28 protein-coding genes and 1 tRNA gene are annotated in these 22,315 nt (G+C 30.0%); 12 read left to right on the top strand and 17 right to left on the bottom strand.

The genetic code is table 11. The annotated features are described in order from the left end of the window. Complete coding sequence (locus MMJJ_RS02950; RefSeq protein ID WP_104837615.1) at window positions 1-792, bottom strand: epoxyqueuosine reductase; 792 nt, start codon at window positions 790-792, stop codon at window positions 1-3. 93 nt (window positions 793-885) lie between these two features. Between MMJJ_RS02950 and MMJJ_RS02945 the strand changes: the two genes are divergently transcribed. From MMJJ_RS02945 to MMJJ_RS02920, 6 genes are all read left to right on the top strand, one after another. Next, window positions 886-1,800: a dihydroorotate dehydrogenase gene (locus MMJJ_RS02945; RefSeq protein WP_104837614.1), complete on the top strand. Its 915-nt coding sequence runs from the start codon at window positions 886-888 to the stop codon at window positions 1,798-1,800. 155 nt (window positions 1,801-1,955) lie between these two features. Next, entirely contained in the window at window positions 1,956-2,519 is a 564-nt protein-coding gene (locus MMJJ_RS02940) for a DNA-directed RNA polymerase (RefSeq protein ID WP_104837613.1), read from the top strand. A 47-nt stretch (window positions 2,520-2,566) separates the two neighbouring features. Then, window positions 2,567-2,743, top strand: a complete 177-nt coding sequence (gene spt4, locus MMJJ_RS02935; protein ID WP_011170385.1) for a transcription elongation factor subunit Spt4 — start codon at window positions 2,567-2,569, stop codon at window positions 2,741-2,743. A 31-nt stretch (window positions 2,744-2,774) separates the two neighbouring features. After that, complete coding sequence (locus MMJJ_RS02930) at window positions 2,775-3,251, top strand: GTP-dependent dephospho-CoA kinase family protein (RefSeq protein ID WP_104837612.1); 477 nt, start codon at window positions 2,775-2,777, stop codon at window positions 3,249-3,251. 6 nt (window positions 3,252-3,257) lie between these two features. Next, entirely contained in the window at window positions 3,258-3,566 is a 309-nt protein-coding gene (locus MMJJ_RS02925; protein WP_104837611.1) for a 30S ribosomal protein S24e, read from the top strand. Window position 3,567: 1 nt separating this feature from the next. After that, window positions 3,568-3,771: a 30S ribosomal protein S27ae gene (locus MMJJ_RS02920; RefSeq protein ID WP_104837610.1), complete on the top strand. Its 204-nt coding sequence runs from the start codon at window positions 3,568-3,570 to the stop codon at window positions 3,769-3,771. Window positions 3,772-3,865: 94 nt separating this feature from the next. Here the strand turns inward: MMJJ_RS02920 and MMJJ_RS02915 are convergent, their stop codons facing one another. The 13 genes from MMJJ_RS02915 to MMJJ_RS02860 all read right to left on the bottom strand — a co-directional run bounded on the left by MMJJ_RS02915 (window position 3,866) and on the right by MMJJ_RS02860 (window position 11,415). Next, a complete protein-coding gene (locus MMJJ_RS02915; protein WP_104837609.1) occupies window positions 3,866-4,102 on the bottom strand; it encodes a hypothetical protein in 237 nt (78 codons plus the stop codon). 206 nt (window positions 4,103-4,308) lie between these two features. Beyond that, a complete protein-coding gene (locus MMJJ_RS02910) occupies window positions 4,309-4,632 on the bottom strand; it encodes a NifB/NifX family molybdenum-iron cluster-binding protein (protein WP_244901557.1) in 324 nt (107 codons plus the stop codon). A 210-nt stretch (window positions 4,633-4,842) separates the two neighbouring features. Then, window positions 4,843-5,202 (bottom strand): NifB/NifX family molybdenum-iron cluster-binding protein, encoded by a 360-nt coding sequence (locus MMJJ_RS02905; protein WP_013998858.1) that lies wholly within the window; start codon window positions 5,200-5,202, stop codon window positions 4,843-4,845. A gap of 33 nt (window positions 5,203-5,235) precedes the next feature. Then, window positions 5,236-5,520: a hypothetical protein gene (locus MMJJ_RS02900; RefSeq protein ID WP_104837607.1), complete on the bottom strand. Its 285-nt coding sequence runs from the start codon at window positions 5,518-5,520 to the stop codon at window positions 5,236-5,238. Between the two features lie 156 nt (window positions 5,521-5,676). After that, window positions 5,677-6,522, bottom strand: a complete 846-nt coding sequence (locus MMJJ_RS02895) for an ATP-binding protein (protein WP_104837606.1) — start codon at window positions 6,520-6,522, stop codon at window positions 5,677-5,679. Beyond that, on the bottom strand, window positions 6,519-7,376 hold the full coding sequence (locus MMJJ_RS02890) for an ATP-binding protein (RefSeq protein ID WP_104837605.1): 858 nt from the start codon (window positions 7,374-7,376) through the stop codon (window positions 6,519-6,521). The genes MMJJ_RS02895 and MMJJ_RS02890 overlap by 4 nt, the downstream gene beginning before the upstream one ends. A 9-nt stretch (window positions 7,377-7,385) precedes the next feature. Then, on the bottom strand, window positions 7,386-7,745 hold the full coding sequence (locus tag MMJJ_RS02885; RefSeq protein ID WP_104837604.1) for a NifB/NifX family molybdenum-iron cluster-binding protein: 360 nt from the start codon (window positions 7,743-7,745) through the stop codon (window positions 7,386-7,388). Window positions 7,746-7,923: 178 nt separating this feature from the next. Then, window positions 7,924-8,196 (bottom strand): hypothetical protein, encoded by a 273-nt coding sequence (locus tag MMJJ_RS02880; RefSeq protein ID WP_011170396.1) that lies wholly within the window; start codon window positions 8,194-8,196, stop codon window positions 7,924-7,926. Between the two features lie 42 nt (window positions 8,197-8,238). Further along, the gene (locus MMJJ_RS02875; protein ID WP_104837603.1) at window positions 8,239-9,252 is read right to left on the bottom strand and encodes a site-2 protease family protein; all 1,014 of its coding nucleotides are present in this window, start codon (window positions 9,250-9,252) and stop codon (window positions 8,239-8,241) included. Window positions 9,253-9,379: 127 nt separating this feature from the next. Further along, window positions 9,380-9,901, bottom strand: a complete 522-nt coding sequence (locus tag MMJJ_RS02870) for a hypothetical protein (protein ID WP_104837602.1) — start codon at window positions 9,899-9,901, stop codon at window positions 9,380-9,382. A 115-nt stretch (window positions 9,902-10,016) separates the two neighbouring features. After that, the gene (locus MMJJ_RS09535; RefSeq protein WP_394340094.1) at window positions 10,017-10,289 is read right to left on the bottom strand and encodes a type 2 periplasmic-binding domain-containing protein; all 273 of its coding nucleotides are present in this window, start codon (window positions 10,287-10,289) and stop codon (window positions 10,017-10,019) included. A 39-nt stretch (window positions 10,290-10,328) separates the two neighbouring features. Continuing rightward, window positions 10,329-10,763 carry an ABC transporter substrate-binding protein gene (locus MMJJ_RS09530; protein ID WP_394340093.1) on the bottom strand — a complete coding sequence of 145 codons (435 nt, stop codon included), beginning with the start codon at window positions 10,761-10,763 and terminating at the stop codon, window positions 10,329-10,331. A gap of 103 nt (window positions 10,764-10,866) precedes the next feature. Beyond that, window positions 10,867-11,415 carry a tyrosine-type recombinase/integrase gene (locus MMJJ_RS02860; RefSeq protein WP_011170400.1) on the bottom strand — a complete coding sequence of 183 codons (549 nt, stop codon included), beginning with the start codon at window positions 11,413-11,415 and terminating at the stop codon, window positions 10,867-10,869. Between the two features lie 1,112 nt (window positions 11,416-12,527). On the opposite strand from MMJJ_RS02860, the gene MMJJ_RS02855 reads away from it, so the two are divergent. Continuing rightward, entirely contained in the window at window positions 12,528-14,144 is a 1,617-nt protein-coding gene (locus tag MMJJ_RS02855) for a DEAD/DEAH box helicase (RefSeq protein WP_011170401.1), read from the top strand. A 113-nt stretch (window positions 14,145-14,257) separates the two neighbouring features. On the opposite strand, the gene MMJJ_RS02850 is transcribed toward MMJJ_RS02855, so the two are convergent. Next, on the bottom strand, window positions 14,258-14,455 hold the full coding sequence (locus tag MMJJ_RS02850; protein WP_104837601.1) for a hypothetical protein: 198 nt from the start codon (window positions 14,453-14,455) through the stop codon (window positions 14,258-14,260). Window positions 14,456-14,622: 167 nt separating this feature from the next. On the opposite strand from MMJJ_RS02850, the gene MMJJ_RS02845 reads away from it, so the two are divergent. Together MMJJ_RS02845 and MMJJ_RS02840 are read left to right on the top strand one after the other, a co-directional pair. After that, complete coding sequence (locus MMJJ_RS02845) at window positions 14,623-16,269, top strand: hypothetical protein (protein WP_104837600.1); 1,647 nt, start codon at window positions 14,623-14,625, stop codon at window positions 16,267-16,269. 74 nt (window positions 16,270-16,343) lie between these two features. Next, window positions 16,344-16,428, top strand: a tRNA-Ser gene (locus tag MMJJ_RS02840). 421 nt (window positions 16,429-16,849) lie between these two features. Here MMJJ_RS02840 and MMJJ_RS02835 read toward each other — a convergent pair. Continuing rightward, window positions 16,850-17,260, bottom strand: a complete 411-nt coding sequence (locus tag MMJJ_RS02835; protein ID WP_104837599.1) for a hypothetical protein — start codon at window positions 17,258-17,260, stop codon at window positions 16,850-16,852. Window positions 17,261-17,426: 166 nt separating this feature from the next. Between MMJJ_RS02835 and MMJJ_RS02830 the strand changes: the two genes are divergently transcribed. The 3 genes from MMJJ_RS02830 to MMJJ_RS02820 all read left to right on the top strand — a co-directional run bounded on the left by MMJJ_RS02830 (window position 17,427) and on the right by MMJJ_RS02820 (window position 19,169). After that, window positions 17,427-17,714, top strand: a complete 288-nt coding sequence (locus MMJJ_RS02830; protein ID WP_104837598.1) for a transcriptional regulator — start codon at window positions 17,427-17,429, stop codon at window positions 17,712-17,714. Between the two features lie 90 nt (window positions 17,715-17,804). Next, entirely contained in the window at window positions 17,805-18,887 is a 1,083-nt protein-coding gene (locus MMJJ_RS02825; RefSeq protein ID WP_104837597.1) for a hypothetical protein, read from the top strand. A 9-nt stretch (window positions 18,888-18,896) separates the two neighbouring features. Continuing rightward, complete coding sequence (locus tag MMJJ_RS02820; RefSeq protein ID WP_104837596.1) at window positions 18,897-19,169, top strand: transcriptional regulator; 273 nt, start codon at window positions 18,897-18,899, stop codon at window positions 19,167-19,169. On the opposite strand, the gene MMJJ_RS02815 is transcribed toward MMJJ_RS02820, so the two are convergent. After that, window positions 19,145-22,135 carry a tetratricopeptide repeat protein gene (locus tag MMJJ_RS02815; RefSeq protein ID WP_211286624.1) on the bottom strand — a complete coding sequence of 997 codons (2,991 nt, stop codon included), beginning with the start codon at window positions 22,133-22,135 and terminating at the stop codon, window positions 19,145-19,147. The two genes, MMJJ_RS02820 and MMJJ_RS02815, sit on opposite strands and share 25 nt — an antisense overlap. Window positions 22,136-22,315: the final 180 nt, after the last annotated feature.

Here is a 22,315-nt window from a genome sequence, read left to right as displayed (position 1 = left end):
TTATTTTCTATTTTTTAATTTATCATTTAATTTTTTTGCAGGATTTATAAACGAACATGGAACATTGCACAAACATTTTGCACAAACGTCTGCAACTCCATATTTTTCATAAACTTTTTGATTTGCTAAACATACGTTATAACATTCCTTTCGATTAAATTCGTTTATTTTTAACGCTTCTTTTTCACATTTTTCAATGCAAAGTTTGCAAGAACCATTATACTTATACAAACAGTATTCATAATCTGGTTTTTCACTAGGTTTTAATTTTGCAGATGTAATTAAACTTCCAAATCTGCCGTTACATCCCTTTTCAGTAATTAACATATTGTTTATTCCAAAGGTACCTAACCCTGCAATTTTTGCAACGTGCCTGTGTGACCAGTAGCTTATCAGTTTTTCTTTGTCAAAATTGTGTGTTGGTGGAATTTTTGAGCAAGTATGGTTCATCTCACCTAATTTTTCAGAGAGATAATCGTTTAATTTTTCTATCATATTGTTCGTTTCAACGTAAGAAATGGCCCAATCTTCAGACGCAAGTCCCGGGTGTACATTTCCAAGATTAATTTCTTTTTCGAAAGGCAAAAAGTAGCATATTACACTTTTTGAGTTGCTTAAAACTTCTTTTGGAGTTAAATGTTTTTCTGAAATGACTTGCTTTAATTCTAAAAATTCAGGATCATTGGAATCCGCAAATCCTACAATTGGGGTCAGCCACTTAGTTTTCGTGTCGTGTTCTTTTGAGTAATTTTTTACAAATTCAATAATAAGATTTTCAATTAAATTTTCCATAATTTCCACCGATTTATAAACATAATTATCTGATTCTTTAGTTTTTTATATGTCTTATTATAAAATATATTCAAAAATATCGGGAGATTTCAGATGCTAAAAACTAAACTTTGGGATATTGAATTTAAAAATCCAGTATTTCTTGCAGCAGGCGTCATGGGGGAAACTGGAAGTGCCCTAAAAAGGATGGCAAAAAACGGTGCAGGCGCAGTATGTACCAAATCTGTTGGAATTGAAAAAAAGCCCGGTCACAACAATCCAACAATGGTTGAAGTTGAAGGTGGCTTTTTAAATGCGATGGGACTTCCAAATCCTGGTGCAGATGAATATGCTGGAGAAATTGAACGAATAAAAGATGAAATGAAAAGAATGAATGTTAAAATTATCGGTTCAATTTACGGTAAAAACGATTCTGAATTTCAAAAAGCTGCTGAAGTAATTGCAACACATGTGGATGTTTTGGAATTAAACATTTCATGCCCTCATGCAGGTGGAGGATATGGTTCATCAATCGGTCAGGATCCCTGCCTTTGTAAAAATGTGGTATCGGCAGTAAAAGACGTTTCAGATATCCCAGTTATTGCAAAATTAACTCCAAATGTAACTGATATAAAAGAAATTGCAAGCGCAGTTGTAAATGCTGGAGCTGATGGAATTGTTGCAATAAACACGCTTGGTCCTGGAATGGTAATTGATATCGAGTCAGGTGTTCCAATTCTGGGGAATAAAGTTGGCGGAATGAGTGGAAAAGCAATAAAACCAATTGCAGTAAAAAACGTTTATGATATATGTTCAGCAGTGGATGTGCCAGTAATTGGTGTTGGTGGAATTACTACAGGTGCTGACGCAATAGAATTTATGATGGCAGGAGCATCAGCAGTTCAGGTTGGAACTGGAGTTTATTACCGAGGATACGATATATTCCAAAAGATAAATAACGAAATTGAAGAATACCTCCTGAAAAAAGATTTAAAAATGTCAGATATCATCGGAATTGCTCAGAAATAATTTTTAATTTTTATCCGATTTTAAGAATTATAAAACTCGTGCGTAGAATTTATATACCAAAAACGAGAATATATATAGTGAAACTGTTTTATTATTTTAAAATATTTCGTTATCTCAACTGTTTTAAAAGTTTAATCTGCTACTGAGGTGGTTATTTGTACAAAATTTTAAAAATTTCTGATACCGTGAGAATTCCTCCTAAAATGTTTGGGAACCCGTTAAGCGAAAACGTAAAAAGGGTTTTAATGGAAAAATACGAAGGAATTCTTGATAAGGACATCGGATTTATCCTTTCAATCGTTGATGTGGATAACGTAAGTGACGGAAGCATAATTTACGGAGACGGTGCAGCATACCACGAAACAGAATTTAATGTGCTTACTTACGTTCCAGAACTCCAGGAAGTAGTTGACGGAGAAATCGTTGATGTTGTTGAGTTCGGTGCTTTTGTAAGACTTGGCCCTCTTGACGGTTTAATCCACATTTCACAAATTATGGATGACTTCGTAAGCTTTGACCCAAAAAGAGAAGCAATCGTTGGAAAAGAAACAGGCAAAGTTTTAGAAAAAGGCGACAAAGTAAGAGCTAGAATTGTTGCAGTAAGTTTAAGAGAAGAGAAGAAAAGAGGCAGTAAAATTGCTTTAACAATGAGACAGAACGGTCTTGGAAGACTTGAATGGCTCGAAGATGAAAACGAAACACTAAGTGAAGAAAATTAATTTTTTCACCATTATTTCTATTTAATTTTAATTTGAGGTGAATTTAAATGAATGCATGTTTAAGATGCAAATACATCACAAAAGAAGATACCTGCCCGATTTGTGGATTTGATACTTCAGATAACGTTAGAGGTTTATTAATCGTACTCGATCCTCACAACTCCGAAGTAGCAAAAAAAGCAGGAATTGATATAAAAGGAAAATATGCGCTGAGCGTTAAATAACTTAATTTTATTTTTGTTATAGTGACCTTTTATGTATTTATTAACCGACAAAGTAGCTCACGAATTGAAAAAACCTTTCGGAAAAGTATATAAGGAACTTCCCAGTATAGAAGGAAAGGTCGTTTCTATAGGTGATGTTACCACAAAACACCTTTTATCGAATGGTATAATACCAGACTTATCAATTTTGGACTTTAAAACTAAAAGAAATATTCCTGTTGACATCCCTCACAAATTTAAAACAATTTTTGAGGTTGAAAATCCTCAAGGGTGCATTTCTGATGAAGCCATAGAAAGGATTAAATACCTTTCCACCATACATGATAGAGATATGGCTTTAATCATTAAGGGTGAAGAAGACTTACTTACAATACCTGTAATCAAGTACTTCCCCGAGGATACCTCAGTCATTTACGGACAGCCTGATGAAGGCATGGTACTGTTAAAAATCACAGACGAACTGAAACAGAAAATTGAAAAACTTCTAAAAGAAATGGAAGAAAGGTGAATGGATATGGATATAAGCATTATCTCAGACAGAAATAACCCATTATTACACAGAAGGGAAATAAAATTCACAGTATCATTTGATGCAGCTACCCCTTCAATCAAAGATGTAAAAATGAAACTTGTTGCAGTTTTAAACGCAAACAAACAAGTTCTCGTAGTTGACACATTAGATCAGATTTTTGGTAAATTGGAAGCAGAAGGTTACGCAAAAATCTACAACGATGAAAAAGCAATGGCAACAATCGAAACAAAATCCGTTTTAGAAAAAAACAAAATTGAAGAAGAAGCAGAAGCTGAAGTAGCGGAGGAATAATATGGCAGCTAAAAAAGGTGCAAAAACATCAACAAAAAAATCAGATTACTACAAAGTTGAAGGAAACGCTGTAGAAAGATTGAAAAAAGCATGCCCAAAATGTGGTGCAGGCGTATTCATGGCTGAACACTTAAACAGATTCTCATGTGGAAAATGTGGATACATGGAATACAAAAAGAATGAAAAAACAGAAAGCGAAGAATAATTTCTTTTACTAACTTAAAACTCTTCTAACGTTATTTAATTCTTTTTTAATATTACTTTTAATTTAAATCATTTTAGTGAAATTATACTTTTAATTAATCTAAAAGCCCGAAAACATCTGCGATTTTACCGACATTTTTTATTGGAACATATACTTTTGTTTCAGGATATTTTTGAAATTTTCCAAGAATACAAAGAAAATCCATTGAAAATTCCAAACTTTCTTCAGGATATTTGTGGTTGAAATACTCCAAAATCCAGTTTGGTGGTTTTTTAAGGTCTATCGTGTCTTCATACATTGCCCAATGGCATATTACGTTAATTAGTTCCATTGTCCCCCCCATTTCTACATTAACGGCACTAATTATTATTTATTAGTCTCGATAAAATAGATATTATTTCACCATTTAGATTGTAATTTAACCCGTATGATATAATTTTTAAAAAGCTATAATTATAGTTTACTATTCGTCAAAAAAGCATAATTCGGATTAAACTTAAATTAATCGTCAATATGACGACTTTTAAAAATAAAATTTTATTTATTTATGATTAAAATTTCATCTAGGAATTCTTTCAATGCTGATTTAATATCCTGAGTTTTAGTTTGGTATAGTTTTACTCTGTCTTTTAAGGTTTCAATTCTTTTTTCACCCATCGTGTTGTATATTATTATATCAGGGTTTTCAAGAAGTAAATTTTCAATAGGTGATCCTCCACCGTTGCCGTCACAAGGGGTGTTTTGAACCCTTGAAATGTTTATTACTTCATAATTTTCGTCAAGTTCAAAAATTAAGAATAGTGCAGTTTTTCCAAAATGTTCACAGATTTTGTTTTCAAATACGGGTACCGCTATTTTCAAGTTATCACTCGGATTTTTATTATCTAAAAAAATCTTTTTTCTTTTAAATTTCTGTAGTGCATATCTCTCATTATTCATATATTTAAATATATTTTACAACTATGCGGGCAGGATTGTTGATTGTGTAAAATTGGATAAATCATCATCTTTTAAAATTTAATTTATATATCGTATTTATTTAAAAAATTTAAAAAAAAGAATACTTTAAAATTAGTTTAATTTTGTTAAATTTCCGCTTAAAACTTCTTTTAATACTGCATCTACATCTTCTAAAGACGTTTGATATAGTTCAACAACGCTTCCAAGTGCATTTACGCTTCTTTGACCCATGTTTACGAAAACTACTGCATTTACGCCTTCGGAAAGAAGTGTTTGAACTGTACTTCCAGGACCCTGTCCTCCGTGACCTTGTTCAGTTTCGTGAGCAGCCCCGTGGCATGGGGAGTTTCCAACTTTTTTTGAGCCAATTATTTCATTATTTTCGTTTACTTCAAAAATCATAAAAAATGGAGTTTTTCCAAAGTGTGAACAAACTGTTTTTTCATCAAGTATTGGGATTGCTATTTTCAAATTATCGCCTTATTTTTTTATTAAGTTAAATAATTAAAATCTCCCTCTTCCCATTCCCCTTCCCATTCTGCCACCTCGGCCCGCACCATAAAAGTTTCTTCTTCCGCGAGCATCGATAACATCTTCTTCAGAGATTCCTTTTGATAAATTAGTTACTTCTTCATCAGATATATCATTACCTGTTTCTCTTTTAATGATATTTTTGATTTCTTCGTTAGTTAATCCTATTCTAAAGAACCTTCTAATTCCAAGTCCTACGTATTCAGTTGTACCTAATAATTTTCTGCAGATGCAGTTTCTGTGTAGTCTATAATCCATGTGGTTCACCCCATTTCATAACATATGTTTATAATAATTATTTTCGCACATATGTGCATATTTCATTATATTGAAAAACAACTATATAATACTACCTTTTTTAAAATTACAGGTTTTTTAGATTAATATCGGTTAGATAAAAGTTAAAAAAAGTAATTATTTGAGTTTGTCGTAAAAATCATCCCAAATTCTTTTAATTTCATTACCTGCAGGGCAGTCGTAATTTACAATGGGACATTCGTTTTGAATTGCTTTATTTACTGTATTATCAAATGGAACTTTTCCCAATATTTCAAAGCCTGATTTTTTACAGTAATCGATTATTTCGGAAGTTTTTTCTTCGTTAATGTCGTATTTATTGATTATTATATAGCTTTGAATATCAAAAAATTGGGTAAGTTCTAAAACACGGCTCAAATCATCAAGACCTGATGTAGTTGGTTCAGTTACAACTACTGCGTAATCACAACCTGTAAGCGATGCAATTACAACGCATCCTATTCCTGGAGATCCATCAATTAATAAATTTTCAAAACCCTGATTTTCAAGGGAATTTTTCCTAACTTCTGTTACAACTTTTCCTGCACCTTCTGCCCCAATATTTAGCTTTGCGTAAGATAAATACCCATCTTTGATTTTGCAAGAATAAACATGCCCTGTAATATTATCAACCATTTTTACAGCATCAGCAGGACAAACGTACTCACATAACCCACATCCTTCGCATTTTAACGGATTTACTTTTATTTCAGGTGTTATTGCATCAAATCTACATTCTAAGCATTTTTCACACTTAATACATTTTTCAGTATCAATGATTGCAGTCTGGGATCCAATATACTCTTTAGTATTGATTATTTCATTTTCAAACATTAAATGTAAATTTGGAGCTTCAACGTCGCAGTCTGCGATATTTCTTTTATTCATCAATTCTGAAAATGAAGATGAAATGGTAGTTTTTCCAGTTCCGCCTTTTCCGCTTATTATGACGATCTGTTTCATAATATCAACCTCTTTTCAAGTTCAGAGGCAATATCTCGCAAATGTTTTGTAAATTCGACATCCGAGTTGATCAAGATGTCCCCTTTTGAATATTTATTTGCAATATTTCTTGAAAATGGAATTTTTCCCAAAATATCGATTTTCTCATTTTCACAGTAATTTTCAATGATAAAGTCAAACTCATCTGATTTATTGATCAAAACACCAAATGGAATATTTAGGTATCTCAAAACTTCAACTGCAATTTTTAAGTCGTGAAGCCCAAATTTGGTTGGTTCTGTGACAAGAATTGAATAGTCGCTATCTTCAACAGTGTTTATTACACTACATGAACTTCCAGGAGGCGCATCGAGTATATTTATTGAATTAACATCCAAAAATTTTTTCAAGGCAGATATGACTGGAACTCCTGAGGGTTCACCAATATTTAAAACTCCCCGAAACGCGTTTAAATTCGGAATATCTTTAGATTTTCCGGATTCTATTTTTCCAATTTCCCGTAAAATTTCTGAAATGGCTTGAACAGGGCATGCAATGTAGCAGAGCCCGCAGTCGTGGCATAATTTTTCAAAAACTGTTGAATTGTTTGGAGTTATTGAAATAGCGTTAAATTTACATAATTTACTGCATTCTCCACAGTTTGTACATAATTCTTTATCGATTTTTGGAACTTTTTTAAAGACTTTCTTTTCAGTTTCAATGCCCGGTTTTAAAAAAATAAACCCGTTTGGCTCTTCCACGTCAAAATCAAAATAACTAACATTTTTATGATTTTCTGAGAGAAAAATGCTTAAATTTGTAGATATTGTGGTCTTTCCAGTTCCGCCTTTTCCACTCAATATTGAAATATTCATAATTTTTCCTTACATACCTTGATGTGGCTTTCCAGCTTGTGTTATTTCACTTAATTCATTTTTTTCGAATAATTCAATGTTTTCAAGAACCGTTGATCCAGTTCCTTTGTAAACTTTAATATTTTCGCCATCCAACACCTGTTTTGCGTTTGGTCCAATACTTCCGCTGATTAATACATTAATATTTTTTGAAACTACTTCTTGTGCAGAGCCAATACCTGCACCATGTGCCGAATCGCCATTTGTATTTTCAATCGCGTCGAATTCTTTTGAATCTGTATCATAAATTATAAAATAAGGGCATCTACCAAATCTTTGTTCGAAAGTGCTTTCTAACGTATTTCCGGTACTTGTAATGCAGAGTTTCATTAAAATCTACCTCTTTTTATTTCTGTAAGAATGTGTGGTAGAATTCTATAAATACTTATCCCCATATGTGCGATATTAAGAAATTCTATTTTTACAAGTATTCTCAAAAATGCTGTCTAAAATACAGTAATAAAATATATTTGTGTTTTAAAAATTTTAAAAAAGGAATTAGCGATATTTAGGCAAAATATAAAAGTAAAATAAATAAAACTGCAACTGCGATTATCAATAGAGTTATTCCTAATAAGAAGTATGATCTAAAGTCATCGTTTTCATGGATTTGTTTATGTAATCCTGCAATTATTAATAAAAATCCAGACGTTGGGAGTATTAATAGCATAGAATCCCAATTTTTTGTTAATTCAAGATATGCTGTTATTACTATAAACATTACTCCAAACGAAATAGTTATTTTTTGTAGATCTCTTAACATCTGTTCGTCAGATTTCATAAAAAATCACCTTCCCCCTCTAAGGTAATATTTTTAAATCTGTTATCGGTTATTTTTTAGTCCTAAAATACTTAAAGTTCTTACAATATCTGTTTTAGAAATTATTCCAAGGATATTTCCATTATCAACTACGTAAACCCTGTCAGTATTTGCCATACCTTTAATTAATTCATTTAATGCAGCCTCTGGTGATACCATCACAGGTGGCGACATTATCTCTTTTACTTTAGCTGTTTTTGCAGTTGTAGATGATATTTCATTCATAGTAATGGTTCCAATGATATTTCCATTTTCAAGCACAGGATAGCCTAAAAACCTGTTTTCAAGCATTAAATTTAGTACATCATCGACAGTATCTTCTGAATTTACGTAAACTATATTTTTAGACATAATATCTTTTGCGGGCACATCTTGAAATAGTGTATCTGCAACAAGTGCCCTGTATTCTTGAGATGCTCCAAAGTAGATAAATATTGCAATTAAAACCAAAATTACATTGAAGTTTATTAATCCAAAAATTAACAAAGCTAGTGCAAAATACTGTCCAACGGTTGATGCAAGTTTTGTTGCTTTTATATAACTCATGCTGGTTAATTTTGAAAGCAGTGCTCTAAATACTCGTCCTCCATCCATTGGAAATGCTGGAAGCAGATTAAAAATCCCAAGAAGTATATTCAATCCACCAACTGTTTGAAAAAGTGGATATTCTGCCAAGGTATAATCGGTTACTGTTGAAATTCCAAGCAGTACTGTTCCAAGTGCTAAACTTACCAGTGGGCCTGCAATTGCGATTTTAAACTCCCCTTCTTTTGAGATTTCGCTCATCATGGCCATTCCGCCAATTGGCAAAAGCAGTATTTTTTCTATTTTTACCCCGTATTTTTTTGCAACATATGAGTGCCCCAGTTCGTGCAAAACTACGGATGTAAATAAGAACATGTATAAAATTAGCCCTTCAATGCCCCAAAAGTAAAAAACAACGATTAACAGTAATATAAACGTAATATGGAGTTCAATGGGGATTCCCATTACACGCGCTATTTTAAAAGATTGCAAAAATTTCCCCTCCGCATCTGATGTATTATATTATGGATATTTACTTATTAATACTGTTTTGATGAGTTAATTATATAGGATAATTTAAAATATTTAAAAAAATAGCCGATGTAGTTTATTAAAAAAATTAATCTTTTCTTTTAGAATATTCTATAATTTTTAGGAGTATTTTTTCGGCTTCTTTTAAATTGTCGTTTGAAATATTCATGTCAAGTTCACAGAAAAGTGTTTCTATATACTCAGTATATCTTTCTTTTTCGATTAAAAGCTCTTTATAATCGTAAATCATTTTTCTAAATTTTTCCTGTTTGATTTTTGCCATATCGTCTTTGATATTGTCCCAGATGGTTGATTTCTTCAGGTCGTATTCTTCAGCAACTTTTCGAATGCTTTTTCCATTGATAATTTCTTCAATGATTTTTTTCTTTATATCTCCTTCAACTTTTTTCGGCCGTCCAACCTGATCTGTAATTGATACATCGACCCCAAAAATCAAAAGACGATTTAATGCGCCTTTGTTTTTCTTTTCCATGTATTCATATATTGATTTTGGCATTGTAACTTCGTCAACACCGTCTTTTATTAACTTTTCCACGTCTTCCTTTGATAAATATTTTGAAGTATGGTATGTTTTGTATTTTTCAGACATTTGTTATCATCTTTAAATTTATCCGTTTAAATTTTGTTTTATCGGTAAAAAAGTAGAGTTTTATTCTTATTAACCAGTAACTAGTATTATTTAAAAAAGTATTTAAAATACATTATTAATTTGACCATTCCTGTTTTAATTCTTCAATGTATCCTTCTGTTTCCAGTTCGAGTAATATTCTGTCCATTTCATGCAATAATTCTTTATTGTCTTTATTTACTGCAATTCCTGAATAAAGAATTTCTAAAGTATCAATTAGGTCTAACTGATTCATATAACTTGAAACTTTAAAATTATCCATTTCAGATATGGTTGCATCAATTTTTCCGTTATTTAAATCGTTATACAGTTCTATCGGGGTATCATATTCAACTATTTCAAAATCCATACTTTTTTGAAGACTTTTTGCCTTAGTTTCGTGTATTGTCTAATCAACAACACCAATTTTTTTACCATTTAAATCAGTGATTGTTTGGATGCCACTTTCTTTTCTAACCAGTACTACCAGTTCGGTATGCGAATAGGCCCTTGTAAAACTCACTATTTTTTCCCTTTCAGGAGATATTGAAATGTCCGATATTGCACAATCGATTTCATTATTTGCTACAGCATTTAAAAGGTTAGAAAACATGTATTCTTTAAATTTAACATTTAAATTCATTCTTTTTGCAATTTCTGAAATTAAATCAACTTCAAATCCTATCAGTTCTCCATTCTGCTCATAAACGGCAGGGGGAGCATGTTTGAATACTCCTACAGTTAATGTTCCATTTTCAATAGTCATTTTTTCAGACGGGAGTGAAATACATGCCGAAATTGCTAAAATCAGTACGATTGTCATTACAAAACATATCTTTTTCATAGTTTTACTCACAACATCTATTTGAAATTATACTAAGTTTAAACTTTATGGTAAAAATACTTATTTAATTTATAAACTTGTCCGAAAAACATTTAAAATCTGGTTAAAGGTCGTACCAGTCTCCAATTTTTACAAGTTCCTTTTTAATGTCGTCAACGGTAATTTTCAGATAGTGCATAGTGGTGTTTATTGACTTGTGTCGTAAATATTTACTCACTTTTTCAAGCGGAACTCCGTCATTTAACAGGTGTAGGGCCCTACTTCTTCTAAATGTGTGTGTTGAAAATTCTTTATGGATTTTAGCATCTTTAGTATACTTTTTAACGAGTTCCCACGCGTATGTCCGGTTTTTAAACTTAAAAAGTCTGTCATCATCTTTTAAATTGTTATCGACGATATGTCCGAAAATATCTTCATTTAACCACTCTGGAATAACGCAGATTTGGAAGTTTTCAGTTTTAGTGTCCAGTAATTTACAAACGCCTTCGTTTAAATTTATGTTTTTTACTTCAATTGTTAAGAGTTCTGAGACCCTGAGTGCCATTCCATAGAGCATTTTAAAGAACAGTTTGTGTTCTTTTGAGTCTACCGTATCGATAAATAGTTTTAACTCGTCTTTTGTAAGCCAGTCTTTGCAATAGTGCCTTGTCATATTACCAACATAAGTTTAAGTTCTTAAATTTTCTTAATTATTCTTTTAATATTGTTTTCATTCTTTATATATTTATTTAGCCTGTTTTAACCGTTTTTGGTTATATATGTCATTTTATATATTTAAATATTTTTACATATGGTTTTATTTAATTATTTATCTAAATATTAAAATATTTATTTATATAGTTAAATAGATTCTATAAATGGGGTATTTTGTCCGAATATTTTAAACTAACAATTTAGGTAAATTGTTAGTTGTTAAAAAATTATTTTAAAAATCAAAAAAGAGCTTTTTTAAGCGGCAATCCTGAGATTATCGGGTAAATTTGACGAAAAAAAGTTTTATCCTAATTTTAATTTCTAAAAAATAGATATTACTTTTATAAAATTTTTAAAAAAGATGATATCATCCATATTTTGGTTAAAAAACAGTTTAAAATTGGATTTTGATGTATAAATTATAAAGTTCAATATTGTATTATTTTTTTATGTATGTTTAATAAAATATTATTACAAATTAGTAGAATTTTTCATAAAGGCGATATTTTCCTAGCATAACCTATATATTGCCCTATAGAGAGAATATAGTTTGGAGTAGTTATCTAGTTAAACGTTATGTAACAACATTACAAAATGAATAACTTGAAAATTTTGGGGTTAATCTAAAGGAATCGGATAAACACGGTGTTATAGTATTTTTGGGGGATAAATATATTGAATTATATAATTTTTGGTTAGCCACATTTCGGGGGGCTTGTGGCTGATCATTTATCTATTATTTTTGAGACTTTTTTTGACATTAAATAAATTGTTTTAATTTCTATTTTTATTAGTTATAGTTCATTTCGAGGCATAACTTGATATAGGAGTATACAGTATTACTACTAGTTGGCGATGGATTGAATGTAAATCCTTTTGATCGGAAAGACTAATAGTCAAAGCCCAAATTTCTCCATGTCGTATGATTTACGAGGGTTTGACTACAACCTCGTGAATCATAATTTGGGAGTTATTTTACTCTTTTTAATTAATTATGATTTTTTCAAAAGATTATTCAGAATTTATATTCGCATTCATTTTTGACGTAAAATTCAAAAAAGAGGATATACTATGGAAAGTTTTAAAAATTTAGGTCTATCTGACGAGATATTAGAAGCATTAGAAAAGAAAGGCTTCACAAACCCAACCCCTATTCAGGAACAAGCAATTCCTATTTTAATTGAAGGAAAAAGAGATATTGTCGGCCAAGCTCAAACAGGTACTGGAAAAACCGCAGCATTTGGTATTCCTATTTTAGAAACAATTGACGAACACTCAAGGAACACGCAAGCACTTATTTTAGCACCTACAAGAGAACTCGCAATACAAGTTGCAGAAGAAATCGATTCAATCAAAGGTTCAAAAAGATTGAATGTTTTCCCGGTATACGGCGGTCAATCAATTGATAGACAGATAAGAGAATTAAGAAGAGGAGTTCAGATTGTTGTTGGAACTCCTGGAAGGATCCTCGACCACATCTCAAGAAGAACAATAAAACTTGAAAACGTTTCATATGTAGTTTTAGATGAAGCTGACGAAATGTTAAACATGGGATTCATTGACGATGTTGAAGAAATCTTAAAATCAGTAAGCACTGACAAAAGAATGCTTTTATTCTCAGCAACACTTCCTGATAGTATCATGAAACTTGCTAAAAATTACATGAGAGAATACGACATTATCAAAGTTAAAAGACAGCAGCTTACAACTACTTTAACCGACCAATCATTCTATGAAATTCACTCAAGAGATAAATTTGAATTACTTTCAAGAATCATTGACACGGAAAAAGAATTTTACGGTTTAATTTTCTGTAAAACAAAAGCAGACGTTGACGAAGTTGCAAACAGATTGAATGAGAAAGGGTATGCTGCAGAAGGTCTTCACGGGGACATGACCCAAGCTCAAAGAGAAAAAACACTCGACAAATTTAAAGGAAAGAAAATCAACGTTCTCGTAGCAACTGATGTTGCAGCAAGAGGAATTGATATCAACGATTTAACACACGTTGTAAACTTTGATATTCCACAAAATCCTGAATCATACGTCCACAGAATTGGAAGAACAGGCCGAGCTGGAAAACAAGGTTATGCAATTACATTTGTTGAACCTTCAGAATTTAGGAAGTTTAAATACATCCAAAAAATTGCAAAAACTGAAATTAAAAGAGAAGAAGTTCCTGATGTTAAAGATATAATCAGTGCTAAAAAAATAAAAATCATTTCCGGAATAAAAGAAGTTTTAGAATCTGGAAAATACGCTGATTGCGAAAAAATGGCTTCTGATTTATTAGAAGATGCAGATCCTCAAGAAGTTCTTTCAGCAGTTTTAAAATATGCTTTAAAAGATGAATTAAGTGAATCAAACTACAAAAAAATTGGAAGAGGTTCACAAAGATCTGAAAGATCTGGAAGAAATGACAGCAGAGGAAGAAGATCTTTCGCACCTGGTGAAAACGTAAGACTCTTTGTAGCTTTAGGTAAACTTGATAAAATGAACCCTAAAAAATTAGTGGATCACATTTCAAGAAAATCCGATGTTAAAGGAAGAGACATCGACGATGTAAAAGTATTTGAGAAATTTTCCTTTGTAACTGTATCTTCAAGCGATGCAGAAATAATTCTTGATTCATTCAAGAACGAAAGAAGAGGAAGAAGATCAATAATCGAAGTTGCAAGCGGCAACTAATTAATCTCCTTTTTTACTTAAAATTATTTTAAATTCTTTTTTTAAATTTTTAAGAATCTTTTTTAGAAATTTTATATTTCTCGATTGGAATTACTTGAAATTTTTAATATTTCTTAATCATTATCACAGTCGTCACAATCATGGTGATGATTATTATGACCGCATTCTGTGTCGTAAATTGAAGAATCCGCCATATTTGAATTACCTTCTTTAATAGTTTGAATCTCTTTTTTAATCTTTCGAATAAATAGCGTTGTAATTGTCGCTATCACTAAACAAGAGCCTGCTAAAATTGGTAGTAAAGATACCATAATTTTACCCCCTATCTATTTTCATTATAATAAAATTAATATTTATGTCGGGTCTATTTTAATTTAATTATATTTTTCGAAAAAGATGTTGAGGGGTTTCTAAAATTTCGAAATTAAAATATACTTTTTATGACATATCTTTATTAAATCGCACGGAGGCGGTATTTTTGGATGCTTACGATTTTGATATCAACCTTCAAAAAGTATTTTATAGTTATTTTAAGGATATTAAAAGCTCCAATTGGAAAAAATGGTTAGACATCTCTTCAGTCGAAGAATACGAAGATGCAATTTTTAAAAATTCTGGGCTTTCAAATGATATTATAACGGATACATATTCAAAAAAAACTGATCCAAAAGAGTTTTCATTAAATCCTAAAACTTTTTTAAAAGAAAAACTCGAAAAAGATGATATAAACGATTTATTTTCAAAAGATACTGCAATCGTAACCCATACATCTGGAACTTCTGGAGGGGACATTACAAAGTTAAAATGGTTTTTAATTTCTGATGATTTTTTAAAGCGAGTCTGGGTTCCAGGAATGCAGGCAATATTTGAATCAAGCGGATTATCAAAAAACAAATCACCAGTAATTTTTGTTCCAAGCAGGATTAAAGTTGATGGTTTATCAAAAGTTGATGATTTAAACCTTATTCGCCTTTACACGTCGGAATTTTCTCAACGAGTTGTTTTGTCACACATCCGCCCTTCTTCGTATTTAATCGATGAATACAAAAATGCGCTTAATTTACTTACAATTTCAAAAATACTAGCTCTTGACGATATTTCAGTAATTTCTGCACCTGCAGCAACGATTATCAAATGGGCAGATATTGATAAATTAAGAACTGGACTTGAAAAATCAATAAAATCAATTGATTGGGAAACAATAAAAGAAGAAAACAGAGAAGCTTTCGAATTAAAAAAATTGTATGATCGAATTGGACTTAAAAATTTTGCAGAAGAAATCCAAAACAGGCTTTCCGAAGCACTTAAAGATGCTACGCTGATATTTAGCATAACTTCTCTTTCAAAAGATGAATGGGTAAAAATTAGGAAATTTATGGGTTGGAATGTTGGCGAAGAAAAGTTTACAAACCTCTACGTTGGAAGCGAAATCGGCCCATTTGCAGGAGGGATAAATAAGGAAGATAATTACAGAATGTATACATTTCCCTTAACGTATCCTGTAATTGAAAGAAAGGGTAAAAAGGAATTTATCTCTAAAACTAAAGATAAATATGGAGTTTTGCTTGTTTCAAGGCCTGGTTCAAATCCTTTAATAAATATCGATACAGGGGATGTAATAACTATCTTAAATCAGGAAGGGATTCCAAAAATTTCTGGTGAAATTTTAAGATCTGGATTTAAATTAAAATTAGAAATGAAACTCGAAGGTTTTCCGGAAAATACAGAATTTTTTGCAGGAGATTATTTTGATATTGGTGGAATTGAGGTATTCAACCCTCGAAAGATGGTTTCGTGTATGGGGCAGAGATTTGGATTAGAAAAGGATAATCCTGTACTTTTAGTTTCAAGTGACTCTTATAAAATGGTTTTACCGCTTGAAAATAATAAAAATGTGCTTATTGATAAAATAAAAGAGGAAATGCCAAACTGTTCGATCGGGGAAGATATAGAAAAAGCTTTAAAAAATGAGAAGATTTCACTTGAAATGGGAAATACTGATGTTAAAACTGCAATTGACCACACTGAACTTTTAGAAAAGGTTAAAAAAGGCGATCTTCCAAAAGGGGTTCTCAAAAAATGGCCGTTTTATATTTTAAATGTTCCAGAAAATTCAAAAATTTAAAAAAATCATTTTTGTTTTAAATTTTGAGCATGGAAAAGTATTTATAGAATAATCACCCTTATTAAGTTGTTCGTGCGGAGATGGCCCAGTCTGGTACGGCGCGGGACTGCTAATCCCGTTACTCTCTGAGTAACCCGAGTTCAAATCTCGGTCTCCGCGTTTCTGTTTTAATGCGATTTTTAGAAGTTTTCTTTATATAGTTTTTATACTGATTTTCTCTCTTAGGTCACAAATTTACTCCTATGACGTTTACCGCTCCTATTGACGTGAGGGGTAGGGGGACCAAAAGGACGATGACCTCTCAGGGTTAGGTAATTATTAACAAATATGTGGATTTTTCCTAAAAAATAATAAAAGTTTTCCTAAATATTGTGTTTTAGATTTTTTTCAAAATTAAAAATATTTTGGTAACCATGGTAACTTTAATATTAATTTTTTAATCTATTAGTTAATCTAAAAAATACCTTTAATCTGTTTAGTTTTAAGGTTACCAAAAAGTTACCAAAAAGTTACCACGTGGTAACCTCTAAAAAATATAATAAAATAAGGATAAATTACAATGTTTTTAAAAAAAGAAAAGTTAAAATTCGTCAACATTTATTTTATAGAAAAGTTCAGCTTCTTTTGAATAATATAATTCGTTTCCTTTTTTGATTTCTTCAATTACTTCATTTTCTGGAACAATATATCCAACTAAGAACTGTTCAACTGTAAATGTTTTTTCTGAAAGCAGTTCTATCGAATCTGTTTCAAGGTCATGGAATTTTATTTTTTGAAGTTTGTGAACTGCTAACCTGTCATCAAGTACTTCTTCAACTGATTCGATTTTTCGGACCGCATTTGGAAATGAATCAGGATTTAAATATTTTTTGTAGTCTTCAAATGCTTCAAAACCTGTCAGTGTCATTTTATAGAGTACGGATTTTAGAATATCGTTTAATTCATCATGTCGTTTTACTGTATTCAAGATTTTTTCTTCTATTTCTGTCATGTTGGTTTCACCTGTTTATTTTAGTATTATGTTTTACTTTTTTACAACATAACTTATAATTTAGATATTATTTAAAAGTTTCTTTTTTTACAACATAGTAATAAAATAAAATATTACTATATATCTAAAACAAAATACTATTTTATTTAAAAAAGATAGTGAAAGCATGTTAATTGAAACCCTTGGAAAAAAACACGTTCGAGAAATCTTAGATTTGTTAAATTTCCACGAAAGAGTTTATTTTGGTGAAATCTGCGAACATGTTGCAATCAATAAGGGTAACTTAAGTAAAATTTTAAATTTGCTTGTTAGTTTTAAGATTTTGAAAAAGGAAGAAGAAGAGGAAGGTAAAAAATTAAATAAAACGTACTATTCACTTACGGATTTTGGAAAAGAGGCGTATTCTCTTTATGACATTGAAAAAGAAATTGAAAATAAGTATTCTTTTGAATAAAATTAAATTTTTTAAATTTAAAGAATAATTTGATTAAATATTGGACATTTAAGTTTATTTAACGAGGGAAAATAAATTAAAGGTGGGGAAATGGATTTTGAAGAAATAAAATATCGAATTGATATAATATTTGAGTTTCAGGAGCATAATAGGGAGTTTCCAAAAAAACAAAGTAATAAAACCACGTATAAAATAGTCAAAGGCGGTAAAAACCCATTTTCTGAACAAAATGAATGGAAAACATATACAAAGTATGAAAATTGTGAATATTTACTGAAACTTTATAACGCAAATGTTTCAGAAGATTTAAAAAATGAATTTTTAAAATACGTTTCTTCAAAAATATATGATATTGAAAATATAGTTTTAACTACTTATTTTTTACATAAGCTGAAAAGATATGACACACTGTTTGAAAAATGCTTTTCATCACAATTTTCAGCGTATGGTCTAAAACTTAGTCTTTTCTGTGATATTTGGAATTATATTTTATCTGAGGAATATCAAGATCTTCCAGACGATATATTGAAAAATCTAAAACTTATTTTAAAAAAATTGGATACGGAAAGTAATGGGCATCCTCCAAATGGTCTGGGTTATAGTACGCCTACTAAGCGGTTGCATAATGAAAATCTTTATAATCTCCACATGTTGGTAAATCAAGTTCAAATGGAACGATTAAAATTAAAATTAGATGAAGGAATTAATACGGAAATAAACGAAGATCTGATTAAATTAAAGAAAAGCATTAAAGAATACGGTTTTAATCAGGAATTAAATGAAGTTTTGGATAAAATTGATAATGATTATTACAAATATTCTGAAGATGAATTTGAGATAAAAAAATCAATTGATTTATTAAGGGAGTTTTTTAACAGATATTGTGATCAGATAATTGACAATGTTGGAACAATATCTACGAAAAAATTTAAAGTTGATAAGGATTTAAAAGATCCTCCGAGAGTGCAAAAACACAAATATCTTTCTAAAAACTTTAATTTAACCGAAGGTGAAGGAAGAACCTTAAAAGCAGTAAATAAAATGCTAAATGAGGAAGTTCACCATTGGAAATCAAAACGTGAAAAATTTAGAATTACAAAAAATTTTGTAATAGAATTTTGCTTAATGTTATCGATAAAATTTGAACAATTTAAGTTTGATTTTAAAAATTAGTGATAAACAATGTCTATTTTAAAATTACTTTCAAAGAAACACGTGGAGAATATTTTAAAACTCTTAAACGAGAGTGGGGAATTGTACGTTCAGCAAATAAATGATGAAGTTAAAATTAATAAAAGTAATTTAAGCCAGCTTTTACAAGAATTGCAGGATAATGGTTTTGTTTCAAAAAGAATTGACGAAGATACTGCTAAGAATTTGCCAAAAAGTTATTTTAAATTGACCGAAAAAGGAAAAAAAGCTTTAAACGTTTATGAAATGATTGAAGAATTATAAACATTTACTAATGGATATTTTTCGACATATTCAGTTAGTTTTGCTTTAATTCGAGGTTTATTAAATTCATCACATAATTCTTTACACTTTTTCAAATATTTTTTTGATTCAGGAATATCGCCTAATTTATGATATATTTTTCCACATACCAAGTTTCCTTCAATATGGAGGGGTATTGAGTTTAATAATTTTTTAACTAACTCAAGTGCTTCTTTATATTTTTTCTTTTCGTAATAACTATCAGATACACAAATCAGTACTTCTGAGTCATTTTGGGTATCTACCAATTTTAATCCATATTTTAATGTATTATCATAATCTTTTAATTCATAATAAACTGGAGTAATCTCACTAATTGACAAACTATCAATGCCGTATTTCAAAATATACTCATCTAAACATTTTTTTGATTCCAAAATATTTCCATTAATTGCATTGATTTTAGCATGATTAATTATAACTTCAGGAATTTTTGGGAATTTTTCATATACTCTTTTGGAAACTTCTAGCGCTTTTTGATAATTACCCATATCTATATACATCCAACATACTTCTGAATAAGCATCTATATTATCTGGAGAATCTGTTATGATATCTTCAAAAAATCGTAATGCTTCAGTATAATTTCCAAAATTAGAGTAATATTTCATATACTCCATCTTTAAGACTTCGTTAAGGCCATAAAACTTTTTTAGTCTATCAAGCGATTTTATTGCAGATTTATCCATAAGGGGGTATAAAATGGATACATTTAGTAAATTAAAACCAATATCATGTTCATAATCCGTTAAAAAGTTATTAATAATCGATATATATTCCCGATATTCTCCTTTATACAAATAATAAGATCCACGACATAAGTTGATATTTTTACTATTATTTTTTTCTAAATTCTTTAATACTTCATCAATTTTTTCATAGTTTCCCATCTGACAATAGGATGATACAGCATTACTGATTGCAGAAGGTTTTAACTTTTCAATTGTTATTTTGGATAGATAATAATCGGTCATTTCCTCATTTAATATAAAAGAATACATATTGGACAGGGCTGCTGCAACGTTCATATTTTTAGGATCTTTTTCATAAAGTAATTCTAAATACTGTATTAATTCCACGGCAGGTATTTTTCCGATATATAAATCCATAATTACAGGGTAGTGTTTATAAATATCAGGATACTTTTTTATTTCATCAAAAGATTGGATTAATTTATTTATTTCGCCTTTTTCCAAATATAAGTTTATTAAATTATATTTGGCATAATAATCATTAGGGTTATTTTTTAAAATATCATTTAGATATTTTTCAGTGTTAATATAATCCATTAATTTATAATATGCTTCAGAAATTAATTTTAACACTTTATTATCTAGCTGGTATTCTGGAATCTTTTTTAAAATTTTAATTCCGTATTTTATCTGGTCGATAAAACCTGTCTTAAGCCTATTTGTATTATGTATGCAATTACTACCAATGGGGTACAATACATCTTGATACCTTAATTTTTCCCCCTTACTAAAAATTTTATTTAAATAATTATCAAGATGTTTCTTTATTTCATAAAATAAATCGTTTCCAAGATTATCTTTTAGAAATGGGAGCAAAATGGCTGGGTGGTAGGTAGTAATTTTATCACAATCTATTTTTATATGTCCGTGATCCATTAATTCATTTAATTGCTGATAATTATGGCCATATATTTCATAAAAAATATTTTTTGAATAATCTATGTCATATAATTTTAAAATCATTATTGGAAGTATTAACGAAAATTTACCTGAATTTTTGGATTTTTTGAAATAATTATTGATATTATTAATTATTTTGGCTTTTATATTCCTTGATGATACATTACGCATATCCCGAGACAGTTTTAAACTGTTTATCCCCGTTACAATAAGTATCCAAGGAGATATGGATCCTTTGACGCCTGATTCATATAATCCATTTGCTAATCTTCCACAAATATGGGATAATCTTTTAGGGATAACTTTTAAAAAACAGTTTTCAATATCAATTTTTGTGATTTCTAATTTAATCTCTTTTAAATTGTGGGGTAATGATCGATTTAAGTTATCTAAATAATTATCCCATGTTATTTTCTGTTCGGCCATAATGACTGAAAAATTCGACGGGATTTGATCTATAGCTTCCCACAAATTGTTTATTGATGATGCATTATCAATACACAAAAGTATCCTTTTATCAGATGTTAATTTTTTCAATTCATAAATGGCATTATCTAAATTTAATGAATGAGTATTTTGAACATATATGTCCATCTCATCTTTCATATCATAAGAAAGTCTTTTTATAAACTCAGTTTTTCCATCACCCGAATTACCTGTTATAATTACACAGTTTCCACTTCTAATTAAATCCTTAACATTATCTAGCTGGGATCTTTTAATATCTAAGTCTTTTATTATGGGTAGCCATTCTCCACCCGAGGTAATTGCAGAGTAATATGACTCTTTTAATTTACTGATATCATAACTTTGAGCCAATGATGAATCTATTTTTTCGGTTATGTGGATCATACCATGTTTTTTTAAATCATTAAGTATTTCCTTAAGCGTTTCAGTCATTTCACACTGGTATTCGTTACCTGTTTGAATATTATCGTTAAGTTCACCCAAACTACTGTCTATTTTTCTTAAACCTTGAGTTAATGTTTCATGTATTTTTTGAATATAGTTTTGAAGTTCTGGATCTGTAACGTTCAATGTTTTATTATATATTGAGTTTAACAATTCTTCAGTTTTTTCTGCCGCAGAATTTTTTTCCGTTAATTTATAATATGTGTCTAAAGAAGCGACGGTTATCGCTGCAAAAGGGGGTATACCTGCTGCTGAGAATATGCAATCAAAAATTAATGGATAAATGTGTTTTGTATTTTCAAAATAAGGTTTAATGGAGTCTAACCGCTCTTCTACGTACTTTTTATTTGATTCATAATCCATTGCAGTTTTAATTATTTGCCCCACTTCTGAACTACTCATTAATCATCCCTCATAATATGGTTAAACTAAATTAACCCCCACATAAATATAAAATTTCCGAAAAGAATTAAACGATTTAAATTTGATTAAAATAATGTTTTTTGGGATTTTAATTGGTAGAAAACAGTGTTTATTAATTTT

Origin of the sequence: Methanococcus maripaludis, from assembly GCF_002945325.1 — an archaeon.
Lineage (GTDB): Archaea > AGJL01 > Methanococci > Methanococcales > Methanococcaceae > Methanococcus > Methanococcus maripaludis.
The sequence above is the reverse complement of the archived record's forward strand: the minus strand, read 5'-3'. Positions and strand labels throughout refer to the sequence as shown.

Bases quoted from the DNA above. Each gene is read 5' to 3' on its own strand.
- MMJJ_RS02950 (WP_104837615.1), bottom strand. From the start codon at position 792: ATGGAAAATTTAATTGAAAATCTTATTATTGAATTTGTAAAAAATTAC.
- MMJJ_RS02945 (WP_104837614.1), top strand. From the start codon at position 886: ATGCTAAAAACTAAACTTTGGGATATTGAATTTAAAAATCCAGTATTT.
- spt4 (WP_011170385.1), top strand. From the start codon at position 2,567: ATGAATGCATGTTTAAGATGCAAATACATCACAAAAGAAGATACCTGC.
- MMJJ_RS02930 (WP_104837612.1), top strand. From the start codon at position 2,775: ATGTATTTATTAACCGACAAAGTAGCTCACGAATTGAAAAAACCTTTC.
- MMJJ_RS02925 (WP_104837611.1), top strand. From the start codon at position 3,258: ATGGATATAAGCATTATCTCAGACAGAAATAACCCATTATTACACAGA.
- MMJJ_RS02920 (WP_104837610.1), top strand. From the start codon at position 3,568: ATGGCAGCTAAAAAAGGTGCAAAAACATCAACAAAAAAATCAGATTAC.
- MMJJ_RS02915 (WP_104837609.1), bottom strand. From the start codon at position 4,102: ATGGAACTAATTAACGTAATATGCCATTGGGCAATGTATGAAGACACG.
- MMJJ_RS02900 (WP_104837607.1), bottom strand. From the start codon at position 5,520: ATGGATTATAGACTACACAGAAACTGCATCTGCAGAAAATTATTAGGT.
- MMJJ_RS02895 (WP_104837606.1), bottom strand. From the start codon at position 6,522: ATGAAACAGATCGTCATAATAAGCGGAAAAGGCGGAACTGGAAAAACT.
- MMJJ_RS02890 (WP_104837605.1), bottom strand. From the start codon at position 7,376: ATGAATATTTCAATATTGAGTGGAAAAGGCGGAACTGGAAAGACCACA.
- MMJJ_RS02885 (WP_104837604.1), bottom strand. From the start codon at position 7,745: ATGAAACTCTGCATTACAAGTACCGGAAATACGTTAGAAAGCACTTTC.
- MMJJ_RS02880 (WP_011170396.1), bottom strand. From the start codon at position 8,196: ATGAAATCTGACGAACAGATGTTAAGAGATCTACAAAAAATAACTATT.
- MMJJ_RS02870 (WP_104837602.1), bottom strand. From the start codon at position 9,901: ATGTCTGAAAAATACAAAACATACCATACTTCAAAATATTTATCAAAG.
- MMJJ_RS09535 (WP_394340094.1), bottom strand. From the start codon at position 10,289: ATGGATTTTGAAATAGTTGAATATGATACCCCGATAGAACTGTATAAC.
- MMJJ_RS09530 (WP_394340093.1), bottom strand. From the start codon at position 10,763: ATGAAAAAGATATGTTTTGTAATGACAATCGTACTGATTTTAGCAATT.
- MMJJ_RS02860 (WP_011170400.1), bottom strand. From the start codon at position 11,415: ATGACAAGGCACTATTGCAAAGACTGGCTTACAAAAGACGAGTTAAAA.
- MMJJ_RS02855 (WP_011170401.1), top strand. From the start codon at position 12,528: ATGGAAAGTTTTAAAAATTTAGGTCTATCTGACGAGATATTAGAAGCA.
- MMJJ_RS02850 (WP_104837601.1), bottom strand. From the start codon at position 14,455: ATGGTATCTTTACTACCAATTTTAGCAGGCTCTTGTTTAGTGATAGCG.
- MMJJ_RS02835 (WP_104837599.1), bottom strand. From the start codon at position 17,260: ATGACAGAAATAGAAGAAAAAATCTTGAATACAGTAAAACGACATGAT.
- MMJJ_RS02830 (WP_104837598.1), top strand. From the start codon at position 17,427: ATGTTAATTGAAACCCTTGGAAAAAAACACGTTCGAGAAATCTTAGAT.
- MMJJ_RS02825 (WP_104837597.1), top strand. From the start codon at position 17,805: ATGGATTTTGAAGAAATAAAATATCGAATTGATATAATATTTGAGTTT.
- MMJJ_RS02820 (WP_104837596.1), top strand. From the start codon at position 18,897: ATGTCTATTTTAAAATTACTTTCAAAGAAACACGTGGAGAATATTTTA.
- MMJJ_RS02815 (WP_211286624.1), bottom strand. From the start codon at position 22,135: ATGGATTATGAATCAAATAAAAAGTACGTAGAAGAGCGGTTAGACTCC.